This window comes from Flavobacterium sp. IB48, from assembly GCF_016405855.1.
Classification (GTDB): domain Bacteria; phylum Bacteroidota; class Bacteroidia; order Flavobacteriales; family Flavobacteriaceae; genus Flavobacterium; species Flavobacterium ginsengisoli.
The window spans coordinates 1,433,115-1,455,443 of sequence record NZ_JAEFCA010000001.1; the positions used below are offsets into that span (position 1 = coordinate 1,433,115).

25 protein-coding genes are annotated in these 22,329 nt (G+C 32.3%); 18 read left to right on the forward strand and 7 right to left on the reverse strand.

What is annotated here, in order from left to right; translation table 11 throughout:
• Positions 1–131: 131 nt before the first annotated feature.
• Complete coding sequence (locus JC605_RS06135; protein ID WP_198855343.1) at positions 132–275, reverse strand: hypothetical protein; 144 nt, start codon at positions 273–275, stop codon at positions 132–134.
• 291 nt (positions 276–566) lie between these two features.
• Here JC605_RS06135 and JC605_RS06140 point away from each other — a divergent pair, with 291 nt between their 5' ends.
• Together JC605_RS06140 and JC605_RS06145 are read left to right on the forward strand one after the other, a co-directional pair.
• Positions 567–887: a hypothetical protein gene (locus JC605_RS06140; RefSeq protein WP_198855344.1), complete on the forward strand. Its 321-nt coding sequence runs from the start codon at positions 567–569 to the stop codon at positions 885–887.
• A 26-nt stretch (positions 888–913) separates the two neighbouring features.
• Complete coding sequence (locus tag JC605_RS06145; protein ID WP_198855345.1) at positions 914–1,288, forward strand: hypothetical protein; 375 nt, start codon at positions 914–916, stop codon at positions 1,286–1,288.
• Between the two features lie 85 nt (positions 1,289–1,373).
• On the opposite strand, the gene JC605_RS06150 is transcribed toward JC605_RS06145, so the two are convergent.
• Positions 1,374–2,150 (reverse strand): alpha/beta fold hydrolase, encoded by a 777-nt coding sequence (locus JC605_RS06150; protein ID WP_198855346.1) that lies wholly within the window; start codon positions 2,148–2,150, stop codon positions 1,374–1,376.
• Between the two features lie 167 nt (positions 2,151–2,317).
• Positions 2,318–3,121: a TIGR00266 family protein gene (locus tag JC605_RS06155; protein ID WP_026728296.1), complete on the reverse strand. Its 804-nt coding sequence runs from the start codon at positions 3,119–3,121 to the stop codon at positions 2,318–2,320.
• A gap of 179 nt (positions 3,122–3,300) precedes the next feature.
• On the opposite strand from JC605_RS06155, the gene JC605_RS06160 reads away from it, so the two are divergent.
• Complete coding sequence (locus JC605_RS06160; RefSeq protein WP_198855347.1) at positions 3,301–3,657, forward strand: hypothetical protein; 357 nt, start codon at positions 3,301–3,303, stop codon at positions 3,655–3,657.
• A gap of 89 nt (positions 3,658–3,746) precedes the next feature.
• Positions 3,747–4,265 (forward strand): ferritin, encoded by a 519-nt coding sequence (locus JC605_RS06165; protein WP_198855348.1) that lies wholly within the window; start codon positions 3,747–3,749, stop codon positions 4,263–4,265.
• Between the two features lie 302 nt (positions 4,266–4,567).
• On the opposite strand, the gene JC605_RS06170 is transcribed toward JC605_RS06165, so the two are convergent.
• On the reverse strand, positions 4,568–5,860 hold the full coding sequence (locus tag JC605_RS06170; RefSeq protein ID WP_198855349.1) for an aminopeptidase P family protein: 1,293 nt from the start codon (positions 5,858–5,860) through the stop codon (positions 4,568–4,570).
• Between the two features lie 264 nt (positions 5,861–6,124).
• On the opposite strand from JC605_RS06170, the gene JC605_RS06175 reads away from it, so the two are divergent.
• Entirely contained in the window at positions 6,125–7,504 is a 1,380-nt protein-coding gene (locus JC605_RS06175) for a hypothetical protein (protein WP_198855350.1), read from the forward strand.
• A 104-nt stretch (positions 7,505–7,608) separates the two neighbouring features.
• On the opposite strand, the gene JC605_RS06180 is transcribed toward JC605_RS06175, so the two are convergent.
• Complete coding sequence (locus JC605_RS06180; RefSeq protein ID WP_198855351.1) at positions 7,609–8,016, reverse strand: helix-turn-helix domain-containing protein; 408 nt, start codon at positions 8,014–8,016, stop codon at positions 7,609–7,611.
• A 177-nt stretch (positions 8,017–8,193) separates the two neighbouring features.
• Here JC605_RS06180 and JC605_RS06185 point away from each other — a divergent pair, with 177 nt between their 5' ends.
• From JC605_RS06185 to JC605_RS06220, 8 genes are all read left to right on the forward strand, one after another.
• On the forward strand, positions 8,194–9,540 hold the full coding sequence (locus JC605_RS06185; RefSeq protein ID WP_198855352.1) for a polymer-forming cytoskeletal protein: 1,347 nt from the start codon (positions 8,194–8,196) through the stop codon (positions 9,538–9,540).
• A gap of 11 nt (positions 9,541–9,551) precedes the next feature.
• Positions 9,552–9,929, forward strand: a complete 378-nt coding sequence (locus JC605_RS06190) for a nuclear transport factor 2 family protein (RefSeq protein ID WP_198855353.1) — start codon at positions 9,552–9,554, stop codon at positions 9,927–9,929.
• A 4-nt stretch (positions 9,930–9,933) separates the two neighbouring features.
• Positions 9,934–10,371: a GNAT family N-acetyltransferase gene (locus JC605_RS06195; RefSeq protein WP_198855354.1), complete on the forward strand. Its 438-nt coding sequence runs from the start codon at positions 9,934–9,936 to the stop codon at positions 10,369–10,371.
• Positions 10,372–10,562: 191 nt separating this feature from the next.
• The gene (locus tag JC605_RS06200; RefSeq protein WP_198855355.1) at positions 10,563–11,012 is read left to right on the forward strand and encodes a GNAT family N-acetyltransferase; all 450 of its coding nucleotides are present in this window, start codon (positions 10,563–10,565) and stop codon (positions 11,010–11,012) included.
• A gap of 16 nt (positions 11,013–11,028) precedes the next feature.
• Positions 11,029–11,769 (forward strand): LytTR family DNA-binding domain-containing protein, encoded by a 741-nt coding sequence (locus JC605_RS06205; RefSeq protein ID WP_198855356.1) that lies wholly within the window; start codon positions 11,029–11,031, stop codon positions 11,767–11,769.
• A 102-nt stretch (positions 11,770–11,871) separates the two neighbouring features.
• Complete coding sequence (locus JC605_RS06210) at positions 11,872–12,423, forward strand: hypothetical protein (RefSeq protein WP_198855357.1); 552 nt, start codon at positions 11,872–11,874, stop codon at positions 12,421–12,423.
• Between the two features lie 254 nt (positions 12,424–12,677).
• A complete protein-coding gene (locus JC605_RS06215) occupies positions 12,678–13,049 on the forward strand; it encodes a hypothetical protein (RefSeq protein WP_198855358.1) in 372 nt (123 codons plus the stop codon).
• Positions 13,050–13,105: 56 nt separating this feature from the next.
• The gene (locus tag JC605_RS06220; RefSeq protein ID WP_198855359.1) at positions 13,106–13,288 is read left to right on the forward strand and encodes a hypothetical protein; all 183 of its coding nucleotides are present in this window, start codon (positions 13,106–13,108) and stop codon (positions 13,286–13,288) included.
• A gap of 286 nt (positions 13,289–13,574) precedes the next feature.
• Here the strand turns inward: JC605_RS06220 and JC605_RS06225 are convergent, their stop codons facing one another.
• Positions 13,575–14,936 (reverse strand): hydroxymethylglutaryl-CoA synthase family protein, encoded by a 1,362-nt coding sequence (locus tag JC605_RS06225; protein WP_198855360.1) that lies wholly within the window; start codon positions 14,934–14,936, stop codon positions 13,575–13,577.
• A gap of 355 nt (positions 14,937–15,291) precedes the next feature.
• Here JC605_RS06225 and JC605_RS06230 point away from each other — a divergent pair, with 355 nt between their 5' ends.
• From JC605_RS06230 to JC605_RS06250, 5 genes are all read left to right on the forward strand, one after another.
• A complete protein-coding gene (locus JC605_RS06230) occupies positions 15,292–15,957 on the forward strand; it encodes a succinate dehydrogenase cytochrome b subunit (RefSeq protein WP_198855361.1) in 666 nt (221 codons plus the stop codon).
• 11 nt (positions 15,958–15,968) lie between these two features.
• Positions 15,969–17,969: a fumarate reductase/succinate dehydrogenase flavoprotein subunit gene (locus JC605_RS06235; protein ID WP_198855362.1), complete on the forward strand. Its 2,001-nt coding sequence runs from the start codon at positions 15,969–15,971 to the stop codon at positions 17,967–17,969.
• A 95-nt stretch (positions 17,970–18,064) separates the two neighbouring features.
• Positions 18,065–18,811 (forward strand): succinate dehydrogenase/fumarate reductase iron-sulfur subunit, encoded by a 747-nt coding sequence (locus JC605_RS06240; protein WP_144217078.1) that lies wholly within the window; start codon positions 18,065–18,067, stop codon positions 18,809–18,811.
• A gap of 209 nt (positions 18,812–19,020) precedes the next feature.
• Positions 19,021–19,797: a DeoR/GlpR family DNA-binding transcription regulator gene (locus JC605_RS06245; protein WP_198855363.1), complete on the forward strand. Its 777-nt coding sequence runs from the start codon at positions 19,021–19,023 to the stop codon at positions 19,795–19,797.
• A 36-nt stretch (positions 19,798–19,833) separates the two neighbouring features.
• Positions 19,834–20,601, forward strand: coding sequence for an amidohydrolase (locus JC605_RS06250; RefSeq protein WP_198855364.1), 768 nt, complete (start codon positions 19,834–19,836; stop codon positions 20,599–20,601).
• Here the strand turns inward: JC605_RS06250 and JC605_RS06255 are convergent.
• A complete protein-coding gene (locus JC605_RS06255; protein ID WP_198855365.1) occupies positions 20,598–22,286 on the reverse strand; it encodes an Ig-like domain-containing protein in 1,689 nt (562 codons plus the stop codon). The two genes, JC605_RS06250 and JC605_RS06255, sit on opposite strands and share 4 nt — an antisense overlap.
• Positions 22,287–22,329 lie beyond the last annotated feature (43 nt).

The window sequence follows — 22,329 nt, forward strand, 5'->3', positions numbered from 1 at the left end:
ATTGCCGCTTGAAATAAACGAAGTATAATATGAAATACAGCTGCTTTCAAAATCTTAAATGCAGTTAAGTCGCATATAACCAATGGAAAAGCCGAATTTGTTTCAAACAAATTCGGCTTTTTTTGATGCTTTTAGCTGAATATTTTTTTGAAGAAACCTTTCTTAGATTTTTCCTCAGAAGTCGTGTTGTTAATGTGTCCGTTTTCAATACGAAATCTTCTAAACTTCTCCAGTTTTACATTTAAATCAAAGCGTAATTCGTCAACAGTTTTCATTTTGATAAAATTTTTTTGCAAAGCTATATAAAAACTTTTGTCAAATGCAACAATCTGCAAATGTTAATTTTAGAAATGAGTTTTGTTAAGTAAAATGTTACGTTTTTAGTATTATTTACTTTTTATGTTAAGATTTTTTGCAGATTTTTTGCAAAAAAACAACATTAATTAAGTGATAAATAAAAGTGCGTCAGTACGTTATACTGCATCTTTTTTTAACAAGTGTTTAGCTTACAATTGCTAATATTAAAATATCTTTGGCGCTTCCAAAAACATGACAAATAAAAGAATATGATTGATTTACAAACACTAGTAGAAGAGACTGGCGCAGAGTCTGGACTAAGTTTTAATATTGATGGCGTCTTAAACGAGTCTGTTAATTTAGAATATGACGGGAATGTTGCAGCAATGATCGGAATGATTTTAAAGATGTGTCTTGAAATGTCTGAAGACGTTAACAATGGAGATCTTAAGCAGGTTATGATTAAAAATAACGACGGAATTGTTGTAGCAAGCAAAAATCAAGATGATAATTGCATCGCGTTGCTTTCTAAAGATTTAAGTAAAATGGGATTATTGCTAAGAAAAATGGATTCTATTTTTAACAACTAATTTAAAAACCAAATATTTTAATACACATGTCAGATTTTTTACAAAATTTTCAAAACGATTTAAAAGAAAATATTAACGGATTTATTGCTGTTTCGGTTACAGAAGTTGAAACAGGAATGTCTTATTGCTCTCTAACAGTAAAATCTGATTTTGATCCAGAATTGGCTTCGGCATATAATTTAGAAGTTGTAAAAGCTAAATTAAATGCGCTTAGAGCCTTAGGATTAAATCAAAAAATTAATGATATTTTAATTACACTTACAGATCAGATTCACATTATTGATGTTTCTGAAGATGGAAGATACTTTATCTACTTAGCAGTAGATTCTACTAAAGCAAATCTTGGTTTAACAAGAGCGACTTTATCTAAATACAAGAAAGACATTACTTCAAAGTTATAACGATATTTTGCCCCCAAGAATGAGAAAAAGGCTATTTCAACCCTAGGTTAGAAATGGCCTTTTTTGAATTTTAATGTTTGGTTTTTTATTCAAAGAAATGTTGTAAAACTGTTTTCAATTCTTCTTTGTTTTCAATCTGGCTCATGTGGCCATCTTCAAAAGAAACTAATTCTGCAGTTGTGTCTTCAATTTGAGAAATGGTTTCGTTGTAATTTAAAACAGGATCTTTTTTTCCAAGAATCAATAAAACAGGGAAACGGTTTTCTTTTAAAAGCCATTCTCTGTCTTTTCTTATTTTCATTCCTTCCAAAGAAGCGACAATTCCCTGTAACGGAGTTTTAAGCGCTTGTTCTTTTACTTTTTCAATTTGTTCGGCTAATCTTGTTCTGTTATTTTCGCTAAATAAATTGGCAATTGCCAAACTTACAAAACTTATATAATTTTGTTTTACGGCTTTTATGGCTCTTGTTCGGTTTAATTTTTTCTCGGCGCTATCTTCTCTAGAAGTTGAATTTAGCAAAACTAATTTTTGAATTTTCTTTGGATATAATTCGGCGAAAGCCAAACCAACATAACCACCCATCGAATGTCCAACAATTGTAGCTTTTTCAATTTTCAGATTTTCCAAAACTTCATTTATTGCATTGGCATTATCTTCCATTTCGTGAACGTAACCTAATGGCTCAGATTCACCATGACCTAATAAATCGATTGTAATGACACGATATTTTTCTGAGAAAAAATCAATATAATCTTTCCACATTTTTTTGTTTTCCAGAAAGCCGTGAAGAAAAACTATTGTGTTTCCAGTTCCAGAATCTGAGTATGATATTTTAGTGTTTTTATATAAAAGAGTTTTCAATATGAAAGATTTTTTTGTTCTGAAGCACAAAGTTAAGAAAGCTGAACTAAAATATCGTGATGTCTTGATTTAATTGGGAAATCTTTAAAATAGTTATAAATTTATTTATAACATTATGGTTTTGAAATAAGAAAAAAATGGCTTTCAGAAATGAAAGCCATTCTAAATTAAAATCTATTATCCCCATCCAAAAGATTTCCTAATCCGCCAAGAAGACTGCCTTCCTCTCGGCTGTTTCCGCCTGATCTTGGTGCCGAGGCAATAATACGATCAGCCAATCTTGAGAATGGAAGTGATTGTATGTAAACAGTTCCAGGACCTTTTAAAGTGGCATAAAATAATCCCTCGCCCCCGAAAATAGAATTCTTGATGCCACCAATAAATTCAATATCATAATCTACATCTTTGGTAAAACCAATAATACAACCTGTATCTACTTTTAGAACTTCGCCATGACCCAAAACTTTTTTAGCCATTGTTCCGCCAGAATGTACAAATGCCATTCCGTCTCCTTCGATTTTCTGCATGATAAAACCTTCACCGCCAAATAAACCGCGTCCTAATTTCTGCGAGAATTCTATCCCAACAGAAACGCCTTTGGCAGCGCATAAAAACGAACTCTTTTGACAGATGAATTTGCCTTGAAATTCTGTTAAATCAATTGGAAGAATTTTTCCAGGATATGGTGATGCAAAAGAAACTTTGCTTTTGGTGTTGCCTTGGTTTAAAAATGCTGTCATAAATAAGCTTTCGCCTGTAAGTACTCTTTTGCCTGCATTTAAAAGTTTTCCAAACAAACCTGATCCTTGTTGCTGAGAACCGTCTCCAAATATAGTTTCCATTTGAATGTTGTTTTCCATCATCATAAAACTTCCAGCTTCGGCAATTACAATTTCCTGTGGGTCTAGTTCTATTTCAACATACTGCATTTCTTCTCCAAAAATCTGATAATCTATTTCGTGTGCTTGCATGATTTCTTAGTTATTTGTTTTTAAAATTAGACTTATGATCCTTTAAAACGTTACATTTTTTTATGTACTATAGCTGTTTTTAAGAACATTAAGTAATTTTGTTATTTTAAATTAGTCTTAATTATGCGTTTAATTGCTTTAAATTCTATATTTTTGCACCGTTATTATATTTTATCAGAATGGCATTAGTTAGTAATTTGACCACCAAAGTATTATTTGAAACCGAAAAAGGATACAGTTATCAATGTGATTTGACCAACAGTATAATCATCAATTTTGTTGATACAGTGTCAAGTTATAAAATTCAAGATTTTTTGATTTTTCAAAGAAAGGTTAATAGTGTTGATATTCTTAACATGCTTTATGACTTGTCTGATCAGTCGGATGCACAGCTGATTGAAACTACCAAAAGAAATTTCTCTAGAAATCTTACTATCTGCGAAATAGTGCAGTTGAGAGATTTACTTAACGGAACAAAATTTACCCTTACATTGCATTCTATGCTTTGCAATATTGTTAATGTAGAGCTTATTTAGATTCTTACTTAGATTAAATCCAAATTTTCAAGCAGTTACAGATGCCTCCTTTAATTTTTGTAATTTTACACGTATAAAAATTAAAGGTTATGAAAGATTTACTAAGAACAAGTACTTCATTAGTTGAAGGAATCGAAAATATATTGAACTTACAGGCAAAAATAGAAAGCGACGCTTCTAATAAATATTTAGCTATGGCTGCATGGTTAGATAGAAACGGTTATGCAAATACAGCATCTTACTTATACAAGCAAGCCGAAGAAGAAAGAGAGCATTTTCTAAAAGTTTTCAAATATATTACAGACATGGGAGGGATTGCAGTTACGCCATCTGTTCCAGAAGTACAGCAAGAATTTGCTTCTTTTAGAGAAGTATTCGAAATTGCTTTACAAAACGAAATTGCAGTTACTCAAGCAATCAATAAAGTAATTGCAAAATGTAGAGCTGAAAATGACTATGCTACAGAAGATTTTATGATGTGGTATGTAGCTGAGCAAAGAGAAGAAGAGAAAAATGCAAGAAGAGCATTAGAACTTTTCGAACTAATTAACGGAAACGAAGCTGATGGCAAATTTCAATTAGACCTTCAGATTTCAAAAATCGGATAATTAACGGATTTATATAATAAAAGAAAGCCCTTAATATTTTTATTAAGGGCTTCCTTTTTGTCTATTCATCATTAAGCTTTTAATCTGTTTAGGCTTCGGAGAAGCCAGATATTTATAGAAATTCTATTTATTATAGAACGATAAAGCTCCAGAGGAGCGACACATGTTTTTGACCATTCTATTATATTTCGCTCCACTGGAGCTCTTTTGCATCTGCATGATTGAATTTCTATAAATAGTTAGCCCCGTTGGGGCTTAATAAAAAAAGGCTGTCCGAAAATATTGGACAGCCTCTTGTTTATCTATTCATTCATCAAAGTTTCAATCTCGTCAGCTTCAAGCGGAATGTTGCGCATCAAGTTAAAAGGTTCTCCTTTTTCCTGAACCACAACGTTATCTTCTAAACGAATTCCGAATTTTTCTGCGGGAATGTAAATTCCTGGTTCAACCGTGAAAACCATATTCGCTTTCATTGGTTCATGAAGCAATCCGTAATCGTGCGTGTCAAGTCCTAAGTGGTGAGACGTTCCATGCATGAAGTATTTTTTGTAAGCAGGCCATTCTGGATTTTCGTTCTGAACATCGGCTTTGTCAATTAATCCTAAACCAAGCAATTCAGAAGTCATGATTTTACCTACTTCAACATGATATTGTTTCCAAAGCGTTCCTGGAGTAAGCATTTTAGTAGCTTCATTTTTTACTTTTAAAACCGCATTGTAAACTGCTTTCTGACGATCTGTAAAACGTCCAGAAACTGGAATTGTTCTTGTCATATCGCTAGAATAATTAGCATATTCTGCAGCAACATCAAGCAAAATTAAATCTCCTTCTTTACATTGCTGATTGTTTTCTATATAATGCAAAACATTCGCGTTGTTTCCAGAAGCAATAATTGGCGTATAAGCAAAACCTTTAGAACGGTTTCTGATGAATTCGTGAGCCAATTCAGCTTCGATTTCGTATTCTGTAACATTTGGTTTCACGAATCCTAATAATCTGCGGAAACCTTTTTCTGTAATATCACAAGCGTGCTGAATCAAATCGATTTCTTCGCTTTCTTTTACAGAACGAAGTCTTTGTAAAATCGGGTTGCTTTTCGCAACATTGTGTGCTGGATAACGCTCTTTCCACCATTTTACAAAACGAGCTTCACGAGTTTCTGTTTCAACAGTCGCACGGTAATGTTCGTTGGTATTGATGTACATCGTATCGGCATACGTCATCATTTCGTTCAAAATTTTATGAAAATCCTGTAACCAATAAACCGTTCTAATTCCAGAAACCTGAAAAGCACGTTCTTTAGTCAATTTTTCGCCTTCCCAAACTGCGATATGATCGTTGGTTTCTCTCAAGAAAAGCATTTCTCTTTGGTGCTCATAAGGCGCATCTGGAAACAAAAGCAATACACTTTCTTCTTGGTCAACACCACTTAGATAAAAAATATCTCTGTGTTGAGCAAAAGGTAAAGTACTATCGGCACTAACTGGGTAAATGTCATTTGAATTGAACACGGCAACAGAATTAGGTTTCATTTCTGCCATGAACTTTTTGCGGTTTTTTACAAAAAGACCACTGTTTATTTGATGATATTTCATAATTATTTCATTTTTGAACTTCGATTTTCAAAATTACTAATTTTTGATTTAGTGGCGTATAGCAGATTTATTAAAGTTTTCTTATTTATTGTTTTTGCTACGAAGGCGCTAAGGCACGAAATTTTTTACAATCTTTTAATTCTAATAAAGGAAGAATTATAAATAAAACTATGTAAATCTTGACTTTGTTAATGATTTATGTTTTGTAGGTTATTTTTTCAATTGTTGTATTTTGTATATTGGCTTATCAAAAAAAAAAGAGTAATGATAGAGTTAATTAGAGAAAATAAATTTGATGAGTTAAAAGAATATTTAAAAGATTCGAAAGACTTTCAAATGCATAAGTTTCTTTTAGAAGTTTTAGAAGGCAATGAAAAAATTGAAATTGATGGTGAAAGCTTTGATGCCGCAAAATTTCAAGAAGAATTTTTAGAAGGTTTGAAAATATATTTAGTTCTTGAAGAATCAAATATAAATGAATTTCAACTTAAAGAATATTCCATAGTTTTGGTTGAATTAGCGTTTAAGATGTGTGGATTTATTCGGTTAATGGCAGATAAAACAATGGAAAATGGAGTTTATTTGTCTGAAGTGGAAGATGTTTATAAAGTAAATCCTGTTATAAGAGAAGAGTTACAGGTTTTTATTGATGTTTTGAAAACTAAGAACGAAAATAATTCAGTTGCAAATGTTGCTGCCGGTAAAGCACAAGTTACTAACTCAATTCAAAACTTACTTGAAAAATATGAAATAGGCGAAGATATGTTGCAATTTGCAGAAAGCTATGAGAAAGTTGGGCAAGTAGAATATGCAACTAAAATTTATCAAGGGATAATGAATGATTTTGAATGCGAATCTTTAAAATTTTCTAGTGGAATATTTCCTGAAATTTCTCATATTGATACTCGTTCACAAGAAGAAATTAATGTTTTTGAAAAGGCTAAATCAAATTTGGAGAAACTCGTCAAAAAAGATAGTCAGAATAAAGGAATACATAGTGAAAATGAGAAGTATTTAGGAAGCAAAAAAATAAATAGTAGACTTTATCAAGAGATATATGAGTCTTCTGTAATGTTATTAAGAAGTGAAAAAGACAATAAATTTCGAATGCAAATGCTAGATGCATTTAGTCATATGGCTAAAATTAGAGAAAATGAAAATTTAAATGACGTTTCGGATGTTTATATTTATGAGCAACTTTTTAGTAAAAATGATGATGAATTAAAAAGTACAATGTTACATGCAATAACTTCTTTAATTACGGAAGATTATAAAATCGAGAACTTTAAATATCTTGAAGAAATTATATTAAATGATAAAACGGAATATGGAGAGGGGGCATTAGATTTTATTTTGAATATTGGAAGATATAAAGAAAATTTTAAAAGTGATATTTTGAATTTCCTAGATAAAAACTTGCTGTCACTTTCAAAAAATCAAATTAATATACTGGCTTACTTTTTAGTTGAACTATATGTGAGTGATTATAGTGTAGTTAATTTAATTGAAAAAATAAACAAGAAAGAAGAAGTGTCGCTTCCTACAGCTCCCAAAGAAAATTTAAATCCAATAGTTGAAGAAAAACCTATCGTTGCTCAAGTTAAAAGTTTTGAGATGGCAACACCATGGTGGAAATTTTGGTAGTTAAAGATTCTAAGAAACGTTAAATATCCGTTTTTAAAAACATAAAAAAAAACCGAAGTTTAATTCAAGCTTCGGTTTTTTTATAAATATATCTTTCTTAGAATTTATTTCTTATCAAGCAACTTCTCCAAAAGAGCCACTTTCTCTTTTTCAGCTTGAATTAACTGCTGGTAAAGTTTTTTATTCTCTTCAAAAGTCTCAAGAAGTTTATCAAGTGGATTAAAAGTACAATTGTAGTTTTTTATAGAAGATGAATCATCATTATAAGTATTCCCAATAATATTAAAAACAGCATCTTCAGAAAAGTTTTTTATTGCTTCAGGTGTAACTCCCAAAGCTTCTGCAATTCTGCTTAGTTTTTCATCATCAACGTTTTCACTTCCTTCGAGATTAGAAATAGATTGCTGACTAACACCAAGTGCAATCGCAAGCGCCTCCTGCTTCATATCTCTCAGTTCTCTAATTCGGCTAATGTTTCTACCGATATGTTTTGGTTTTATTGCTGTGCTCATGATTCAAAGATATTTAAAATTCTTTTACCTTTTTTGGTTTATGCAGAAAACAAGTTTGCAGTTGCAAGTTCTTTTTTGTCGAGTAAAAATACAATTTTTCTGACTATTGTTTGATTTTGAATTTAGAATTATGTAATCTTGGTGCTCAAAAAATCAACTTCGATTAATATCAATAAAATGCAGAATTCTAATTTTAAATTAACAACAATAGCCGAAATCAAAACCAAATATCCTTTTTTAATTGAAGATCAAAACTTCGATTTATATGAGGATTGGAGCGATGAAGATTTTTTTCTGGTTTCAGAAGAAGATGTCGATTTTGAAGGAAATTTTTATTTAGATCTTTATGAAGATAAAGAGAAAAAATGGCTAGCCAATTTATTAAATCTTCCAACTAAAGAAATGGAAGAAATAAGAATTGACGGTATTTTTATAAATGGAAATTTATCTGTTAGCGGTTCAATTATCAATTCCGAAGGCGATTATGGCCCGTATATTTTCATTAGCGGAAGCGTAAATTGTCAAAGTCTTTTGCTTGGCGGTGCTAATGTTGAAATAAACGGAAATGTTACAGCAAAAGAAGTGGTGATGACATATTATAATCACGGAAATTTTAATTGTTCGGGTTTAATCGATTCTCCTGTTTTTATCGTTACAGATCATAATACAGGATTTGCTGATAGAAAAAATAGTTTGTTCTATTATAATGATAGAGCCAATGATATTGATTTAAAAAATGAACGAGAATATGACGAAGAAACGGGAGATGAAATTATCTCAAATAAACTTCGAAAATTACTAGATAATCCGTTAATTGAAACTTTTGAAGAACTGGAAGAGTTTTTAAAACGTGGAGAATTGGTTTTAAAACAAAATAATCCTCCTGTTAAGACTTATGATTATTGGAAACAATTTGCAATATCAAATTACAGAGGCTTAAAATTGGTTCCACTTCAATATAGAACCAAAGAATTATGTGATGAAGCAGTAAATGCATCTCATTATGCAATTCAGTTTGTGCCTTTGGAGTTTATTACGGTAGAATTGTGTGAAAAGCTAGTCATAAAAAACGGTTTTGCGATAAATCAAATTCCGGATGAGTTTAGTACAAAAGAATTATGCTTTTTAGCGGCTAAAAGCGGAACAGTAATAACATTAATTCCAGAAGAATATTATTCGGAAGAATTAATACTAATGGTTTTTAAAAACGGTAGAAATGAACCAGATATTAACGATGTTCCTCCTCAATTTATAACAGAAAATTTTCTTGTAGAATATGTAAAAATAGGAAAAGGACTTTGGCTTGATAAAGCTTGCAAACAAAATGGAATTGATAAATTGCAGGTTTTAAAACAAGTAATCGATTCTGGAATTGAATATTTGGACAATATTTTTGCAAATCATTTCAGTAAAGAAACTGTTGAATATGCTTTTTCTGTTTATAAAAATCAAGAAGAGTGGAATAAGTATGTTCAGAAATACAAACAGAAATTTGAACGACTTGAGTTGAATGAATATTTATAAAAATTTAGACCATGACCAACAAAGAACAGATAATACACAATTACATTGAAGCGTATAATCAATTTGATATTGATAAAATGATTGCCGATTTTGACGAATCGGTTGTTTTTGAGAATATCCAAAATGGCGAAACCAACTTGACTTTGAATGGGATTAAAGAATTTGCGATTCAAGCCGAAAAAGCCAAAGAATATTTTTCGGAAAGAAAACAAACTATTACTTCACTCATACAAGATGAAATTACAGCAATTGTCGATATCGATTATCATGCAGTTCTAGCAATAGATTTTCCAAATGGGTTAAAAGCAGGGCAGGAATTGAATATGAAAGGAAGGTCAGTTTTTCAGTTTTCTGATGATAAGATTGTCAAATTGACCGATATGAGTTAAAGTTATGAGTCTAAAAATAAACATCAGAAAAGTAGAAAAACAAGACTTGGATTTTGTCTACAAAGCAATCTGCGAACTCGAAAATGAAATTTTAGATTTTGAATTTTTCGAAAGAATATTCGATGAAAACATTTCAAATCCTAGAAATGTCTATCTGATTGCCGAAAACGAAAATGAAGGTGTCGGATTTATTAGTTTTCACACGCAAAACCTTTTGCATCATTGTGGTTTAGTTGGTGAAATTCAGGAGTTTTTTATTCATCAAAAATATCGTGGTCAAGGAGTTGGAAGATTATTGATAAATAAGATTTTAGATTTTGCTGAGGAAAATAATTTAAAAAGCATTGAAGTGACCACAAATAAAAAGCGAGTAGAAAATGTGGCGATTTATGAGAATTTGGGTTTTACTTTGAGTCATAATAAGTTTACGATTTATAAATAAGTAAAAAATTATCAGTCTAGTTTGTCATTTCGACCGAAGGGAGAAATCTTCGCGAGGAGCTCGACAAAGATTGGCTTGTTGGAACGGAGTTACTTACGAAGATTTCTCCCTTCGGTCGAAATGACAAGATTGTGTTTAGGCAAGTTTTGTAAAGGTTTTAATTGATTTTAATTTCACATATTTTCAAATCCATGATAATTCGAAAAGCCAACATAACCGACAACGAAATTCTAACTTCAATAACCAAAAAGTCAAAAGCCTATTGGGGATATTCTGTGGAACAAATTCAGAAATGGGATAAAAATTTGACTATTTCTCAAGATTATATTAGAGAAAATAACGTTTTCAAATTGATAGATAACGGTTTTGTTATAGGATATTATTCTTATGTTTTCAAAGATGAAAAAGTAATCGAACTTGATAATTTATTTATCTTACCGGAACATATTGGCAGAGGATTCGGAAAATATTTACTTCTTGATTTCTTAAACCGAATTAAAGAAACTGGAATAGAAAAAATAATGCTGGACTCAGAACCAAATGCAGAGGATTTTTATGCCAAAATGGGATTTGTAAAAATTGGAGAATTCGAAACGTCAATAAAAAACCGTTTTATGCCTATTATGGAAATGAAACTTTAAAAACTAAATCGAAAAAGTGAAACAGCTAAACATTTCTATAAAACACAATCTAATTGTCGGTTTACTGATTGGGTTATGGCTTTTTGTTTTTGCTTTCATTATAAAACCTTTTGACGATGGAACCATAAATTTTAGAGCTTGGTTTTTAATCAGTTTTGGTTTTAGTGTAATGGCATTTTTGTGTTATGGTCTCTTAGCATTTATTCAAAAAAGTTTTTACGAAAGAATAGGGAAGTGGAATGTGGGTTTAGAAATAACAGCCATTTTTCTTTTTCATTTACTCTACTTAATTGGTGTTTTTACTTTTTATAAAAGTCCAATTTTAAATGGCGGATATGATTTCTTAGAATTCTTTTCGATAATATTTATAAAAGTCGTTCTAATTTTAACTCCAGTAATTATTCTCGCAAGAAGATATTTAATTAAACTAATTCCCATAACGGATGATGTTTTGCTATTTAAAGGAGAAAACAGATTAGACATTCTAAAAATCAACAAAGCCGATTTGGTCTGTATTTCGAATGCTCAAAATTATGTTGAGATTTTTTATCTCGAAAATGATAAACTCCATTCTAAACTAATTCGTTCCTCGCTCAAAAAAATTCAGGACGATTTCGATTTTTTAGTGCAAATTCATCGTTCGCATTTAATAAATCCGTTGCATTTTAAATCTTGGAGAAATGCAAATACAATTATTTTGACTCAAATAGAACTTCCGGTTTCGAGAAATTATAAAGATGTTTTAATGGCATTGTAAATTTCGTACCTAAAACAATACATTTTATACCTAAGTTAATAAAATTAGGGTTTTAGAAAAGGTTTCATTTTAGTTTTGCTTCTTCAATTTTTAAAATAAATTATGAAAACAAAACATTTTTGCATGATCGGAGCAATACTTTTTTTAGTTAGTTATTTATTTTTTTCAGGCCTTTTACCAAGTTTAAGCCAATCTGTAGATTTTGCGCATTGGTTCAATTTAATTGGAGCTTGTTTTTTATTATCATTTAATGACGCGTTTCCAAAAACGAAAATTAATAAAGTTGCTTCTGCGCTGACAATTTTAGGTGTTATTGCCCATATCGGACTTTGTACAATCGATTTTATCATGTCGAGTTACGGAAATAACGAAATTGCAAAAGAGGCATTAAGTCAACATATCAGTAATTCTCCATTGATTTTTTATCCATTCGTGGCTGTTGGTCCTTCTTTGCTTTTTCTTGGTTTGGCTTTGCATGCATTTACTTTTATAAAAACAGAAACCGTAAAATCTTTAATGGTAATTGTGGGTTCGGTTGCTGTTGGATTTTCATTTTTTGTTTTGAAAAATGGCGTTTGGATGTTTTTAAGCTGTATCGTTTTTGTTTTTGGATTGGGGTTGTTGCTCTATAAAAAAGGAATTGAAAAGTCATAGGATTAGTAATAGCTATGTTTTGAACTGAATTTTGACAAAGGTTTTTGCACACAATCTTGTCATTTCGAGGAACGAGAAATCTCCACTAGTGACTCTACAAAGATTGGAGACATTCTGTACGGAGCGCGGAGATTTCTCGTTCCTCGAAATGACAACTGAGTGGAAAATTAAAAAAGTTGAAATATTTACTTCGGTTTCTTTATTTGAAATGTGTATTTTCGTTTAAAGAATCCGCCATTCAAAAATAAAACTAATTGAAAAAACATATAAAAGAACTAATTGTACTCTTTCTGGCTTTTGTCGTGATTGTGGGCGATGGTGCTTTATATTCTCAATCTAAATCGGCGGAATACTATCAGTCGTCGTTTGTAGTTTTAAAAAAAGAAATAGAGCTTAAAAGTTCTCGTTTATATAAATTCGGGCAAGCTGTTTCCTGGAATGAAATAAGATTTTCAATTGTTTTGAATTTTATCAAAACCGGAACTGTTTTTACTTTTCAAATTAAGAAACTGCTAAAAATTCAAAATCTGCTTCATCAAAATCTAACTTCATTTATAAATCAATCTGTTTTTATAAATGAAATAATCAGTTCAAAACACTTCGATAAAAGTTTATACAGCGCTTAAGAAATTATTTCTAAGTATAGATGATCAATAATGTCTAATCATTTATCATTTTCAAAATGTATAAACAAAATAAAAACTCTCGTTTGGAGCAATCTAAACGACCGCTTCTTCATTGGATAAAAAGAAAATTTATAATTGTAATAACAGCCTTTATGCTAGGAATGGCAAACGGAATGCATACAGAAGATACTCGAATCAAGGGAAATCAAAATTATACTGAACAGCATAAAAAGGATTGATTATTTAATTAGAGAATATGTCAATGTGATAATTGGAGAATGCTTTCTATTTGTCGTGACCTTTGTCAAAGTTTTAAACTTTGACAAAGGTTTTTGCACACAATCTTGTCATTTCGAGGAACGAGAAATCTCCACAAGTAACTCTACAAAGATTGGCGACATTCTGTACGGAGCTTCTCGCGAAGATTTCTCCTTCGTCGAAATGACAAACTGGAGGTATAAAAACAAAAAACCGAAGCATTTGCTTCGGTTTTTATTTGGAATTTGGGATTTCAAATATTGGAATTTATTCTACCCATTTATAATATCTCGCTCCAATTAAAACAGGAATCTCTTTTTCGATTCTTTCTAAAACCCATTCGTTTTTTGGAGTTCTTACGCTTTGTTTTTGTTCTTTTTTGTGAAGGCTTTCGTAAGTGTTGAAATCAATTTCTACGCTTTCGGCTAAATTTTCGAAAAGTTTTACATTTTCTAAAGCCGATTTCCATTCTGATTGAATTGTTCCTTCAAAAACTTTCGATTTAGATCCGCTTCCATAAGCCAAGAAACCAAAATTAGTTCCAGCAACTTCTTTTTTAGTATCATAGAAATGAGCCAAAGTTGACAATAATCCCATGAAGATTGAACCTGTGTAAAGGTTTCCTATTAAAGAAGAAGCCAATTCTGCAGATTGTAATTTCTCAGTTACAAAACTTCTGTAATCATCAGATTTTGCCACTTCCTTAATTTTTGTCTGATAATCTGCTGGCGCAATATCATCGGCAATAATTTTTTCGGCACTGTCTAAAGCATAGATTTCAGATAACATTCTTCTTCCTTGAAAAGAATATGGCAAGTGCATCACGATACTATGCCAAGTGTTATATAAAGTTTCAGTCGTGTTTTTTAATTTTTTGAATGAAAAATACGCATTGCGCGTACGATCCATGTAACATTGATTTGAATATTGACCGTCAAAAACAGGCTGGTCTTTATGGATTTCAATTTCAGCTTCTAAATTATCAAACCACGAATCATTGTTTGTGTTTTTGGTAATTTCTTCTTTAGAAATCGTTCTGTAAGGTTTAAAGAAGTCGAAAACACCTTTTGTGCTCGTTGCCCAATTATTATCAAAAGCAATGATTTTTGGGTTTGCAGTAATTAACATGGCAACAGCTCCTGCACCTTGCGTGTATTCTCCGCCTGAGTTTAAATCGTATTTTGCAAAATCAGAAGTAACTACAATTGCTTTTTTAGTTGGATTTAATTTTACGAAATCTAAACAGTTTTGCATCGCATCAACTCCGCCAATGCAAGCAAAAGTGAAATCTACAACATCACATTCAGCCAAAGCATCCTCGCCAAATTTTTGCTCCATTAAACTAATTAAATAGGAAGCGATTGGTTTAGAACTGTCAATACCACTTTCGGTACCAACATAGATTCTGCTTATTTCGTTCAGGTTTATTTTATTGTCAACGATAAGTTTTGTTAAGGCGTTTGCTCCAAAAACTACAGTATCTTGGTGAACATCTGGAAAAGTCATTTTTAGTAATCCAAGACCTTTTTCTAATTTTTCTGGCTCAATATTTCTGGCGATTGCCAAAGTTTTTATGGGTAAATGTATGTTTGCTACATCAAAAGAGATAGCATCAATTCCTGTTTTCATTATTAATTTTTTGAGCCGCTAAAGGTAAAACTATGTTGCGGAATGACAATTTTTTACTTAGACAAAATTTCTGTAGAAGAACACTTTTGAAGAAAATAAATCAAAACTTTGAATAAAATAACAATATGATAAATTTTTGGTAATCTGCTTAAGAACCAATTTTCGGCCTAAGGCTTAAAAAACAGTTTTTTAGAGTTTCTATAGTGAATTATTTTTTAGTAGCTTCATTTTTGTACGTAAAAATACGTAGAATCGTGCTATTTTAAAATCATTATAAATAACAGCGAAATGGTTGTAGTTCTTTCGTAATTGAATTATTTTTGTGTAATTTTTTAAAACAAACTACTTAACACTTATGGCACAATCTGCACAGTTGAATGCTTCCATCTTAAAGAAAGTGGCTATGGCTCTTTCGGGAATATTCTTAATCACGTTTTTAGCGCTGCATGTTTCCTTAAATTTTATTTCTATTCTTAGTGAAGATGTTTTCAATGAAGCTTCTCACTTTATGGGATACAATCCGCTGATTCAGTATGTAATGCAGCCAGTTTTGGCATTTGGAGTAATTTTCCACTTCGTAATGGGATTTGTACTTACAGCACAAAACAGCGCAGCAAGACCAATTGCTTATGCTAAATACAACGGAGCTGCAAACGCTTCTTGGAGTTCTAGAAATATGATTATTTCTGGATTGGTTATTTTAGCTTTCTTAGGATTGCACTTCTACGATTTCTGGTTTCCTGAAGTTACCTACAAATATATTGCAGGTACAGCACCAGACGCTACAAGGTATTATGGTGAGTTGGTTCACAAATTTCACGATCCAATCCGTACAGCATTGTACTGTGTGTCTTTTATCCTTTTAGGATTTCACTTATGGCACGGGTTTGCATCTTCTCTTCAATCTGTAGGGATGCACAACAAATACTCTAGATTTTTATCAAAAGTAGGTTACTGGTTTGCAGTTGTAGTTCCAGCGCTTTTCGTAATTATCGCTTTATTTCATCATTTCAATAATTAATATCAATTATAATGGCATTAGATTCAAAAATTCCAAATGGTCCTATTGCGGACAAATGGACAAATTATAAAGATCATATTAATTTAGTAAACCCTGCTAACAAACGTAATCTTGATATTATCGTAGTTGGTACAGGTTTAGCTGGAGGTTCGGCTGCGGCTACTTTGGCTGAGTTAGGATATAACGTAAAAGCATTCTGCTTCCAAGATTCTCCGCGTCGTGCGCACTCTATTGCAGCACAAGGAGGTATCAACGCGGCAAAAAACTATAAAGGAGACGGTGACTCTATTTACAGATTGTTTTATGATACTGTAAAAGGTGGTGATTACCGTGCTCGTGAGGCAAACGTTTATCGTTTGGCTGAAGTTTCAGGTAATATTATTGACCAATGTGTGGCTCAAGGGGTGCCATTGGCTCGTGAATACGGCGGACTTTTAGATAACCGTTCTTTTGGAGGAACTTTGGTTTCTCGTACATTTTACGCACAAGGACAAACTGGACAGCAATTATTGTTAGGAGCTTATTCTGCAATGAACCGTCAAATTGGTCGTGGAAAAATTAAAATGTACAACCGTCACGAAATGCTTGACATTGTAATCGTGAACGGAAAAGCGAGAGGTATTATTGCTCGTAACTTAATCACTGGAGAAATAGAAAGACATTCTGCTCACGCGGTAGTAATTGGTTCTGGAGGATACGGAAACGTATTTTTCCTTTCGACAAATGCTATGGGAAGTAACGCAACAGCAGCTTGGAAAATTCATAAAAAAGGAGCGTTTTTCGCAAATCCTTGTTACACGCAAATTCACCCAACATGTATTCCGGTTTCAGGAGACCACCAGTCAAAACTGACTTTGATGTCTGAGTCTTTACGTAATGATGGTCGTATTTGGGTTCCAAAAAATCTTGAAGATGCAAAAGCTATCCGTGAAGGAAAGAAAAAAGCAACTGATTTATCTGAAGATCAAAGAGATTATTTCTTAGAAAGAAGATACCCTGCATTTGGTAACTTAGTACCTCGTGACGTTGCGTCTCGTGCAGCTAAAGAAAGATGTGACGCTGGTTTTGGAGTTAACAAAACTGGAGAAGCAGTTTACTTAGATTTCGCAGCGGCTATCAAACGTTACGGAACTGAAGATGCTTATGTAAAAGGTTTAGATGATAAAGATGCTGCTCTTGTAACTAAATTAGGAGCTGCAATCGTGAAAAGTAAATACGGAAACTTATTCCAAATGTATTACAAAATCGTCGATGAAGATCCTTACACAACACCAATGATGATTTACCCAGCGGTTCACTACACAATGGGGGGAACTTGGGTAGATTATAACTTAATGACGACAATTCCTGGATGTTTCTCAATTGGAGAGTCTAACTTCTCTGATCACGGAGCAAACAGACTTGGAGCTTCTGCTTTGATGCAAGGTTTAGCAGATGGATATTTCGTATTGCCATACACTATCGGAGATTATTTAGCTCCAGATATTAAAATGGGTGAAATTTCTACAGACTTGCCAGAATTCGTTGAAGCTGAAAAAGCTGTAAAAGATCAAATCGAGAAATTCATCAATAACAACGGTAAACATTCTGTAGATTATTTCCATAAAAAACTTGGAAAAATTATGTGGAATAAAGTAGGTATGGCTCGTAATGCTAAAGGTTTAACTGAAGCTATCGAAGAAATTGCTGCTTTACGTGAAGAATTTTACAAAGATGTAAAAGTTCCTGGAAACGCTAACGAATTTAATCAGGAATTAGAAAAAGCAACTCGTGTTGCCGATTTCTTAGAATTAGGAGAATTGTTCGCGAAAGATGCTTTACACCGTAACGAATCTTGTGGAGGTCACTTCCGTGAAGAATACCAGACAGAAGAAGGAGAAGCACTTCGTGACGACGAAAACTTTGCATACGTTGCAGCTTGGGAATACAAAGGAAAACCAAGTGATGCAGTATTGCACAAAGAACCTCTTAATTACGAAAACATTAAATTAGTTCAAAGAAGTTATAAATAAGAATTTGGTCGAAAGCCCAAAGTCTTAAAGTCAAAAGGCAAAATGTGCCGAGCGACTTGCGACTTTCGACTTTATGACTTTCAAACGAAAAAGGTATGAAACTTACATTAAAAATATGGCGTCAAAAAAACGCTCAAGATAAAGGAGGGATTGTAGAATATCCTATCGATGGAATCGAACCAGACATGTCTTTCCTTGAAATGCTAGATGTTCTTAACGAAGATCTAATCAACAAAGGAGATGAGCCTGTAGCATTTGACCATGATTGTCGTGAGGGAATCTGCGGAATGTGTTCTTTATTCATCAACGGTGAAGCGCACGGACCAGATAGAGGAGTTACAACTTGTCAGTTACACATGCGTATGTTTAAAGATGGCGATACAATTTTTATCGAGCCATTTAGAGCAAAAGCTTTCCCAGTAATTAAAGATTTAGTGGTTGATAGAAGTTCTTTTGACAGAATTCAACACGCAGGAGGATTTATCTCTGTAAATACTTCAGGAAATACAATCGACGCGAATACTATTCCAGTTCCAAAAGACGATGCAGATAAATCATTTGATGCTGCTGCTTGTATTGGTTGTGGAGCTTGTGTTGCAACTTGTAAAAACTCTTCAGCAATGTTATTCGTTTCTGCAAAAGTTTCTCAATATGCATTATTGCCGCAAGGTAAAGTTGAAGCAACAGATCGTGTTTTACACATGGTTCACCAAATGGATTTAGAAGGTTTCGGTAACTGTACAAATACAGGAGCTTGTGAAATCGAATGTCCAAAAGGAATCTCGCTTGAAAATATTGCACGTATGAACCGTGAGTATTTAGCAGCAAGTTTAAAAGGATAAAGAATACAATTTAGTATATTTGAAAAAACGCATTCATTAATTTGGATGCGTTTTTTTGTTGGTTTAGATTATGAAGCTGTGTTGTTATTTTGTTTTTAATTTGTTATTTAAACAAATACTATGACCTTGTGAAGTCCTTTTTTAAGGTTTAACGACTTCGTAGGCTACATTTAAATTCTTACTTTTGTAAGTAGAAAAAATTAAATGTCATGAGCACTGAAAATGAAGTTTTAAATTACAGTAAGGAAGAACGTAAAAATCATATTTTAAAAGAGATTAACTTGCATACACGTGTGAGTTTTGAAACTCTTTCGGCAAAACTTGGAGTTTCTGAAGATACTGTTCGCCGTGATATTAATGAGCTTGATGCCGATTCGCTTTTAATTAAGGTAAAAGGTGGTGCGATGACCAAAGGATATCACTATTCTTCTTCCAATCAAACTTATGCAGTAGAAGCTAAACAAGTTATTGCGCAAAAAGCGGTTGGACTTCTTCATGACGGAATGGTTTTAATTGTTGATGGAGGAACCACGATTCGCGAATTCATCCGATTAATACCAAACGATCTTAATTTGACTGTTTTTACTATTACAGCCTTAACAGCAGTTCAGCTTTTAGATAAACCCAATATAAAAACAATCATGATTGGCGGCAGTATTTCTTCTTACAGTCAAATGTGTGTAAGTGGAGAAGCTTTTCATCAATTAGCCAATATAAAAGCCGATTTATTGGTTTTAGGAACTAATGCTTTAGATGTAGACGGAGGTTATTCTGATTCTGACTGGGAAACGGTTCAGGTAAAAAAGGCAATGATTCAAGCTTCTAAAAAAACAGCAGTTTTAACCATTACTGAAAAGCTAAATACGGTTCTTAAAATGAAAATTGCAAGTTTGTCTGAGGTAAATTATGTTATTACAGAAGAAGAGCCAACAAGTGGCAAATTAGTGGCCTATAAAAGCGCTGTTCCGAGTTTGGTTGTAATCTAATTTCAAATCGTTTTTTGACTTTCATATTATTTAAAAATGAAAATTGCTTTAATCCAAACCGATCTTTTTTGGCAGAATGCCAGTAAAAACCGAGAAAACTTTGATTCAAAAATCAATGAAATTCAATCGGAGGTAAATCTAATTGTGCTTCCTGAAATGTTTTCGACCGGATTTACAATGAATGCTTCTGAAGTTGCGGAAACGATGCAGGGAGACACGATTGAATGGATGAAATTGAAAGCAAAACAAAAAAATGCAGCTGTTGCAGGAAGTGTTGTCATTACAGAAAATGAAAAATATTACAATCGTATGATTTTTGTTTTTCCGTCAGGCGAATTTCAATATTACGATAAGCGACATTCGTTTTCACTCGCAGGCGAAGACAAGGTTTATACGTGCGGAAATCAAAAAGTTATTGTCGATTATCTGGGCTGGAAAATATGCCTTCAGATTTGTTATGATTTGAGATTTCCTGTTTTTGCACGAAATGTAGAAAATTACGATCTCATTTTATATGTTGCCAATTGGCCAAAAGTACGCACCAATGCTTGGGATGTTTTACTAAAAGCTCGCGCGATAGAAAATCTTTCGTATGTAGTTGGAGTAAATAGAATTGGTAATGATGCTCACGATTATGAACATATTGGACATTCGCAGGCGATAGATTTCTTAGGGAATTATGTTTTAGAGCCACAAGAAAAAAATGGTGTTTTTGTCATTGAATTAGACAAAAACACCATGTATGAAACGCGTAAAAAATTAGACTTTTTAAGCGATAAAGATCAGTTTGAAATTAAACTCTAGAAAGCTTTCCGTTTCTTTTCTGCTTCTTTTTTCTTTTTATCGTCTTCTTTTTTCTCGACTGCTGGATTAAAAGGAATGCTCAGGTCAATTGTTTCGTTCCGATCCCAATTGGCACGGACATCAAATTCCTCCTGATTGTAAAATACTTCTTCGGCATATTTCTTTTCTAAGAAACTACCTGTATCATATTGCTTGTTTTTGTTGTCATCGTAAATAACGCGAACAGTAAATACATCTGGTTGCAGTAGATTGAATTCTAATGTAGTTGCACCTTCAGAATACCCTTCTGCCAAAACAACGTCTCCTTTTTTATTGGTCAATTCGACAATTATAGGAAAGCGTTTTACGTTTTTAAGAGTCAAAATAATATTTCCGTAATCGGCATATTCTTTTGTGCTTAGTTTGTAAGACAAAGTATCGTTTGATTTTTCATAGAAATCGGTCAAAGCACCTGGCAAGAAAGTGAAACTATATTTGTCTAAAGGCTCTTTTTTGAAATCAATGTAAAGCTTCTGATCAAATTCATCATATTCTGTTGTATAAGGAACAGCAATAGAGTCTTTGTTTATTAATTTAATTTTAGATTTGTCAAATTTTACCAGTGGCGTTTCGGTTTCTAAAGTAAAACGTTCTCTAAAATTAATCTGCCCATTTTGTAGCGCTTTAATATTTAAAGTATCTTTTTTCAAAGCTTTAATCTTGAAAGAAAACTTTTTATTATAACTTCCTTTTTCAACTTCCATCGATAAAGAATCTACTTTTATAGGTTTGTACCAAACTTGAAGCGAGTCTTTTTTAGGGAATTGCGTTATAATAGTTTCGAGAACCTCATTGCCGTTTTTAAGAACAACTTTCGGTTTCGAATTCTTGAAATTCTGTTTTCCTTCATAAGGAAGATATAGGCGATTTCCTGAAGCCTGAATAGGTTTGAAAACTTTTAGAGGCAATGTTTCTTTAAACAATTCTAAATCATAAACAGAATCTGTCGGAATGGTAATGTAATTTTTCAAAAATCCGATTTTATCATCTTTCGGATTAAATTTGTTGTTCGATCCTTTGTCTTTTAATGCTACTAAAAGATATTTTCCTTCTTTTAAATTTTCAAACTGAAAAGTTCGCATACTGTCCAGAGTGTTAGTTATGTAACGAGGAAATTCTTTGTAAATAGTAGAATCTTTGAATTTGTCATTTACTTCGTATAGCATTACAGAAACGAAATTGTCGACATATTTTCCGTAAGAATCTTTAATTCTTCCGCTCAGTTTTAAGGAATCAATATAAGGTCCAGTAGAGAAAACATATTTAAACTGATTTAAAGGATTCCCTTCATTATTATCCGTAATTGCTTGTCCGAAATTAAAACTATAAGTCGTGTTTGGCTGTAAAGTATCTCGAATTTGAATCTTTATAAACTTGCTAACATTCGTAGGAGTGATTAACGGCTCATTTTTTAAAGGAGGAGAAATAATTAGCTGTTTGTTTGTGTTTTTAAGTTTGACATATTCGTCAAAATTTAAAGTGATAGTATTTCCTTTAAAATCGGTTGAAAAATTTTTAGGAATGCTCGATATTAAAACAGGTGGCAATGTATCTTTTAAACCGCCGGTAATGCTGCCTCGTTTGGCACAGCTTATCATTGAGATTAAAATTATAAATGCAATGTATTTTAGAGTGTTTTTCAACATAATGGTTTTTCAATTTGATTGCACAAAATAACGATTATATTTG